The sequence below is a fragment of the Syntrophales bacterium genome, assembly GCA_023228425.1.
Lineage (GTDB): Bacteria > Desulfobacterota > Syntrophia > Syntrophales > UBA2210 > MLS-D.
In genome coordinates, this window is sequence record JALOBE010000012.1 from 61,123 (window position 1) to 68,490 (window position 7,368).

1 protein-coding gene and 1 tRNA gene are annotated in these 7,368 nt (G+C 52.9%); both read right to left on the reverse strand.

Translation table 11 applies throughout. The features are described from left to right. Position 1 precedes the first annotated feature (1 nt). A tRNA-Arg gene (locus M0Q23_06240) sits at positions 2-78 on the reverse strand. Between the two features lie 336 nt (positions 79-414). Beyond that, a complete protein-coding gene (locus M0Q23_06245; protein MCK9528235.1) occupies positions 415-6,921 on the reverse strand; it encodes a hypothetical protein in 6,507 nt (2,168 codons plus the stop codon). Between the last annotated feature and the right edge of the window lie 447 nt (positions 6,922-7,368).

A 7,368-nucleotide genomic window follows, 5' to 3' on the forward strand; every position in this document is an offset into this window, starting at 1 on the left:
TTGGTACGCCAGCGGGGATTCGAACCCAGGACCTACGGATTAGAAGTCCGTTGCTCTATCCAACTGAGCTACTGGCGCATATGTCTTAAAAAATGATAGTATCATTGACGACTTCGTAAAAAGTTGCCGGATGCCTGATCGCGCTCTATCACTCGTCACTGCGGCGTATCTCAATGTACGCCTCATCTCTCAGGATGCGCGCACCTTACCTCAAGGAGCTTTTTACAAAAGCCGCTATCAGACGTTTTCCACTTTTTACAAGTGTATGATCATTGCCAGCTAGCACTAGCGTCTTTGGAAACCGGTGTCAAGATAAAACAAAATGCACTTCCTGCCTCTTCTATGACCGTATGAATGTACACAAAAAATATCACACTGCCTAAGAATAAAGCGATCCTCTACGCGTGGGCATATTCAGCGAAAGCTTATCTTTATATTGTGATCGCGCTTGTCGTTTAATAACGGAATGCGACCGTCTTTTTGTATGTGTCCGTCAAAATATACCGCCGGTTTACTTCCTTCGGGGGCACGTTGCGCTTCAATCCTATAAAAATGTCCACAATATCTGTAATCAATACGGAAGAATCGCGGCGCGCTCTCCGGCAGGCGTGGTTTTAAAACTAAATAATCGGGGTGGCGTTCCAGCCCCAATAAGGTTTCCACAGCCAGGCGATACATCCAGCCTGCGGCGCCCGTGTACCAGCTCCATCCTCCGCGCCCCATGTGCGGCGGGGCTCCACAGATATCCGCCGACATTACGTAAGGCTCTACACGATAACGTGCCGTGGCTTCCGGCGTACGGATATGGTGTGCCGGATTGAGCAGGTTGAAAAGTGACCATGCGGTTTCATAATCGCCAAGCTCGGCAAAAGCCATTACTGTCCATATGGCCGCGTGCGTGTACTGCCCTCCATTTTCTCGAATGCCCGGCGGATATCTTTTGATATACCCAGGATCCGGCTCCATGTTCACGAAAGGGGGAGCAAGCAGAAGGATCAGGCCATCTTCAGGTTTAATCAGATGTTTGCGGACAGCCTCCAGGGCATGTCGTGTCCGCCGGGCTTCGCCCATACCGCTTAAAACCGCCCAGCTCTGGCTGATCGCGTCAATCTTGCACTCGTCATTGCTGACTGAACCTAAGGGGCTGCCGTCGTCGAAATAGGCTCTGCGATACCACTTTCCGTCCCAGGCGGATTCTTCCACGCAGGCGCGAAGCTTCTCCCGCTGTTCCAGGCAAAGGGCGGCAAAGTCGGTGTCGCCTTTGAGCATAGCTATTTTTTCAAAGCGGCCAAGCGTGTCTCCTAAAAACCATGCCATCCATACGCTTTCACCTTTACCTTCTATACCCACGCGATTCATTCCATCGTTCCAATCACCGCCGCCGATAAGGGGCAAACCGCGGGGCCCGTAAGAGAGACTTATGCGAATTGCACGAACGCAATGCTCATACAGCGAAGCAGTTCCGGCTGGATGAAGATGCTGGTCAAAGCGGCTTTCCTCGCCGTCCGCAAGTGGCCTGCTTTCCAGGAAGGGAATGTTTTCGTCCAGCACACCGGAATCACCCGTGGCCAGCACATAGCGGACGGTTGCTTGAACCAGCCATAACCTGTCATCGGTAATACGTGTGCGTACGCCTGCGCCGGCAGGAGGATGCCACCAATGCTGAACGTCCCCTTCAGGAAACTGTCTGGAAGCAGCCAAAAGTATCTGCTGCCGCAGAATTTCCGGAGCTGCGTGCAGCAGCGCCATGGCGTCTTGCAGCTGATCCCGGAAACCAAAAGCTCCGCCCGATTGATAATAGCCGCTGCGGCCCCACATGCGGCAGCCCAGTGTCTGATAAATGAGCCAGCCATTGACCATGACATTAAATGCCGGCTCGTTCGGGACTTCAACCTGAATGCCTCCCAGTACATTGTCCCAGTGCGTCCGAACCTCCTCCAAAGCGCTACGGGCGCCTGCGGGACGGCCGAACGTGCGGTATAGCCGGCGCGCTTCCTCCGCGTTCTCGGCCGAACCAAGGGTAAAAACAATTTCGCGCGTTTCGCCCGGGGCAAGCTCGCAAAAAGCCTGTAACACGGCCGCCGGATCGTAACGCGCGCCGCAGTGTCTCGACAGGTTCCGACGTAACAAGGCAGCCGGCTTCTTGAGGCTTCCATTTCTTCCGATGAACTCTGTACGATCGCCGCTGAGAAATACCTCTGCTTCGCTGCAGGAAGCAAAAGCTACACGTTGAGGGAAAACACGGTTATAAGGGTTTCGGGCAAGCAAAATTCCGGTCTGGCTGTCGGCTTCCGTATAAATATGCATAAGGTTGTCATGACGCCATTCACCGAGAACCAGCTCATGGAAAGCAGAAAGCGAAACCCGGCGCCTTCTCGAAGACGTATTGCTCAGTTTTATCACGGCGCAACGCAATGGGGCTTCTATTGACGCGTAAATGCAAAGCTCAGTTTTAAGCCTTGCTTCATTATACTCAAAGACTGAGTAACCAAAGCCATGTCGGCAAACATAACCATTACGCCCCGGGCTGGGGCGGGGTGTCAGCGACCAGAACCTGCCGGTTTCTTCGTCACGCAGATAAAAAACTTCGCTGGTGGGGTCGCTTACCGGATCATTGTGCCACGTGGTCAGCCTGTACTCATGGGCATTGTCCACCCAGCTGTATATCGAACCGCTTTCGGAAAGTACCATGCCGAAGCGTTTGCCGGCGATGACATTTGACCAGGGCGCCGGAGTGGTCATACCGGGTTCTAACATGATGATGTATTCTTTCCCGTCCGTCGCGAACCCGGCCGGGCCGTTGACCAGGATTCTTTCCCTGTCTTCAAGCAGGCGGGGAGTTTCTTCCGTGTCCGGGCGGACAGGATTCAGCAGAGGTATTGGACGATGGGGCACGTACCTGCGTTCTACCTGCTCACGCAAATCCTCCGCGCCATCCGTAAGAACTACCCGGGCCGCGCTTTGAAAGAGGACGTGGTCTTCTTCCGAAAGATTCTCCAGGCGCTTCAAAAAGATGCCGCCGGGCTTGTCCAGCAACTCGGCGTTGAGGCTCGTGTTTATGGCCGATATGATGTTGTCGTTAAGAGTAGCCCGGTAGCCGGAAAAATCTTCGTTAAGAATAATAAGATCGGTTTTAAGGCCCTTGAGGCGCCAGTAAGCGTGGGCGCGCAAGGTATCGTTGACCAGATCCATGCGGCGGATATCTGATATGCGCAAGAGAACTATGGGAAGGTCACCGGAAATGCCAAAACGCCACAGCCCCTGCTGGCCGAGGGTGTTGCGGGCCACAGCGGTCCATGGTGCGCGATTGCGCGGGTTGGCGTAAAATATTGAACTGGCCAGGCGGCCGTAAACCTGAGCTTCCGTTTCGCTCGCGTTGAGCAGGCGCATGATAATTTGGCTGTGCGACCAGGCCATATCAAAGGCACGTTCGACAAAATGACTGTCGCCGTATTTTTCGGCTAAGGACAGAGCCTCCTGGCGGGTCGAAGCGGCTCCACAGATCAGGTAAACCTGTAACGGTTCGTCATCGGTGAGCAGGACCGGCTGCCCTATGGCCGCCACCGGATCAACGACACAGCCGGCTGTGTTGCAAAGGGGAGCATGAATTCCTGCGGGGGATTCCATCGCCACCGGGTTGGCCGGGGTCCGGCCGCGTCCCAGGAAATGCGCTCTGTCCGACTCGCATGAAGCAGGTCCGTCTTGGCCGGTGGCGTAAAGTTTCTGGAAATACCAGACATCAGGTTCATGATCTTCACGTTTAAGACGGGTGAAAAGGAGGCCGTTTTCGCCCGGAAGAATCTCTGTCCGGACAAATAGGTTGTTAAATGCCCTGTGCGACAAATCTGCGGTATCAGCAGACAACACTATTTCAGAATAGGAAGTTAACTCCAGCCGCCGTTCGTTTCTCCCACGGTTGGTAAAAGTTATTCTGCGTACTTCCACATCGTCTTCCGGAGAAACACATATCTCGGTTTTTGTTTCAATATCAAAGTCCACGCGGCGGAATTCGGCGCGTCCCTGGGTAAAAACAGCCTCATAGTTTTTCCCGGCGCGGCAAACCGGTTGGTAGCTGTTGGACCAGATATCATTGCTTTCGATGTCACGGATGTAAAGAAACAAGCCCCAGTTGTCGCAGGTCACGTCCTCGCGCCAGCGGGTAAGGGCCAGGCTCTGCCAATGGCTGGAGCCGGCGCCTGCCTGGTTTATCATCACAAGATAATTACCATTGGAAAGCATATGTACTTCCGGCACAGGGGTGGCTGGAGTGTTAAAGCTGCGTATTGTGCTCTCTTCTTCACCTTCCAGCCTGGCCCTGGAGGCGGCTTCCTGCCTGTGTGGATGTATGCCGGGAGACACATCGGGAATTCGTTCCTGTAACAGCAACTCCGTGGCACGCACCGTCGGTTCCGACATGAAGCGGCGCACCATAGGCGCGTCCAGCAACAGGTGGGATAGCGCCATTAAACTCATGCCCTGATGGTGACACATATAACAACGGACAAGGGCATGCCTTTTATCACGCGGACTGCGAGAGGGTGTATAGTCAATTGCTTCGATCAGTCCATAGGGGCCGAGCACTCCTTCTATAGCTGCCAGACGCTCCAGGTTCGCACAGGCCTGCGCGGGCGCGAAAGGAATGGCCAGTAGTGTGGCATACGGGGCTACCACCAAGTCGTCTGATAAACCACGTTTAAGGCCAAGGCCCGGGACGCCGAAGGCTCTGTATTGGTATACATGTTTTGCATCAGTGGCATTGTAGCAAGATTCTGATATGCCCCAGGGAACGTTTCTTTGCCGTCCATACCGGATTTGGCGTTCAATGGCAGCCCGGCAGGTTTTATCCAATAAGGTCCCGCGGTAAGACTTCATAAAGAGCAACGGCATGAGATATTCGAACATGGAGCCGCTCCACGAAACCAAGGCTTCCACAGTTCCTCTCCGGGCCAGCAAACGCCCGAGAGCGAACCAATGCTCAGGCGGAGCCTGTTCTTCGGCTATGACCAGGAAGCTGGCAATACGTGATTCGGAAGCTAAAAGGTCATAACAAGAAGGATCCAGTCTGCGCGTCTCCACATCAAAACCAATACTCAAGAGTTCACGTCTTTCATTGTACAGAAAGTGGAAATCCATGCCTGCTTGCATTTGCCGGCAATGCTCGGCTAATTCTTCAATGTTTTTTATGAGCGCAGCAGCATTTACAGACGCTTTCTTCGGAGTTGATTCATCGTCATTGGTTTTGGCAAGTGCTCGCAATGTGATTTCTGTGGCACTTTCGTCAAACAGGGCTTCCGTGCTTTCCAGATGCATTTGACACATCCCGTGGAAAAACTTTGCCCAGCCGGGTGCATCTGAAAAGCGCTCGGAAGGGGCAAGGCTTGTCATTTCCCCGGCCAAAAGCAGCACGGAACGTAAGCGCTCTAAAACGCTCTGAGATTCGTCGGGAACCCCCGCAAGCAGGAGTTTTGCCTTATCAATAAGATCGACAAAACCGGATGAACCTTCTTTTTCAGCTTTTACCGCCGCGATATCCAAAGCGTCGTTTAAGCCACTCCAAATTTGTTTTGGCAAGGCCGTATGGTTGCACAGTTCTTCCAGCCCGGCGTGCAAAACCAAAAGGCAAGCCGCCAGGTTCCCGCTGTCGACGCTGGAAATATAGCGGGGAGGCAAGGGTTTTAGTGCTCTGGTATCGTACCAGTTGTAAAAATGTCCCCGGTAGCGTTCCAGTTTTTCCATACCATTGAGGGTCCGGCCAACTCTTTTAAGTAATTCATGTGTGGAGATGTAGCCGAAATCCCACGCGGCCAGGTATGAAGTTAAGGCAAATCCCATGTTGGTAGGCGAAGTACGGGAAGCGAGCATGGGTTCGGGTATTTCCTGAAAGTTGTCCGGAGGCAGATAAGTATCTTCCTCGGTGATAAATTTGTCAAAATATCGCCAGGTGCGGCACGCCAGTTGATGCAGGCTCCTCCATTGTACCTGTGATAACTGAGGCGCCTTTTCCCTGACGGGCAGGCTGATTGCCCATGCACCAAAAGGCGCAAACATCCACAGAAGCACCACGGGGAAAGCTGCCGGCCAGGCTGTCGGCCTGAAAAAATATACCAAAACAATCGTCAGCACAGCCAGCACAGGGGAAATCCACATCTCCCGATAAAAGCCGCTCAATGTGTTTTGTTTGCCGAGTCTTCTATATAATGGCAGATGCCAAATCAGCAGTCCTCTGCGTGTGAAGGGCATTCGTAAAGCGGAGCGGGCGAAAGCACACAGGGACATCCACGCTTCGTAGGCCAGCGTGCTGATACCGAACAAAGCCAGCCCCAGATGACGCAGCAAAGTAGTTCCAGATTTTCTAACGTGTAAAAACAGATTTCGATGTTTTGGTTTCTGTATAAACAAGGAAAGAGAACGTGCGATGCCGCTTAGTCCAAATACAGCCAGCGCAAAAATTGTCCAGTAATATGGGGAAACGGGGCTGATAATCCAAGCCAGGCAAAGGAGGAAAATCATAGCCGGCGCGAAAAGAGCGCGGCGTAAATTGTCAATTATCTTCCATTGCATCAGTGGCGACACAGGCTGACATGGGACACGCCTGCCTTTAAGTGATGGCGGGCATCGTCTCAGCCAGGGAGCTATCTGCCAGTCACCTCTCATCCAGCGATGCTGGCGGCTTACTTCTCCAAGGTAGGAAGAGGGAGCGTCTTCATATAACTCGACATATCCCAAAAGACCCGAGCGGGCATAGCCGCTTTCAATCAGATCATGACTGAGAATGAGATTTTCCGGGAAGCGTTCATCCAGAGCCTGACGAAACGCGTCCACATCATATATGCCCTTGCCGACGAAAGATCCTTCGCTAAAAAGGTCCTGATAAACATCAGACACTTCGCGGGAATAAGGATCCAGTCCTGTCTCCCCCATTGTCAGCCTGGAAAAAATACTATTCCGGGCGGCGCTTCGGCGAATTGATACTCGTGGCTGTAAGATGGCGTAACCTTCTGAGAACTTTGAACAATTTCTGCCTTCCCTGTTTCTCCCTTCGGGGCACTTTTTTCAGGATTCCGGAGGTTACTTTCTGCCGGAGTTCCGGACCGAAAGCGTTGTTACCGCTATGACACGACCCTTTTACATCCCGAATGACTCATTGGGAGTTCCCGTTTCTCTGTTTTTCCCTCTGCGGACGCACTACTCCCTTGTTTCATGCTGCCAGGACCCTGGTTCCCCTTTGAAGGTTGAAGGCAAATTGCCTGAAGAGGGCGTCGGTGGCATTTTTGGCGATGGTGGTAAACCGTGCCCTGGAAGCGTTGTTATGGAGATGGGTGATCCCGAAGTACTGTTCGACGATATATCTGATCTTCGCGATGGCCT

What these genes read in the sequence shown, in the direction of transcription:
- M0Q23_06245 (MCK9528235.1), bottom strand. Translation starts at nt 6,921, where the DNA reads ATGGGGGAGACAGGACTGGATCCTTATTCCCGCGAAGTGTCTGATGTT.